Below are 364 nucleotides of genomic sequence, written 5' to 3'. Positions count from 1 at the left end.
TAAACCGGCCTGGGTTGGTGAGAGGGCATGATGTAACACAGGAGGAACATCATGGCTATCAGCCCTTACGACCAGGAGACCCGCCAGCGGGCGGTGCGCCTGTATTTCGAGGAGCTCGCTGACGGCGCTTCATCCAAGGCAGCCGCACTACGCGCTGTCGAAGCTGTCATCGGCATCAAAACATCGACTATCCGCAACTGGGTACGCACAGAAGAGAAAAAGGTAGACGCCGCCGTCGAGCAATCCGATGCCGAGAAAGACGCGGAACTTATCACCCTGCGCAAGGAAAATGCCCGGCTCAAAGAAGCCAACGAGATCCTGAAACTGGCCTCAGCTTTTTTCGCCCAGGCGGAGCTCGACCGCA

1 protein-coding gene is annotated in these 364 nt (G+C 57.7%); it reads left to right on the top strand.

Annotation, left to right across the window (positions count from 1 at the left end; all coding sequences use genetic code 11):
- Positions 1–51 precede the first annotated feature (51 nt).
- Positions 52–364 (top strand): transposase (locus HMPREF2656_RS02820; RefSeq protein WP_371440643.1); only part of this gene is annotated, 313 nt, incomplete at its 3' end.

Origin of the sequence: Corynebacterium sp. HMSC034B08 (genome assembly GCF_001835805.1) — a bacterium.
Classification (GTDB): domain Bacteria; phylum Actinomycetota; class Actinomycetes; order Mycobacteriales; family Mycobacteriaceae; genus Corynebacterium; species Corynebacterium coyleae.
Note: the sequence above shows the minus strand (reverse complement) of the source record. Positions and strands in the feature narration are given on the sequence as shown.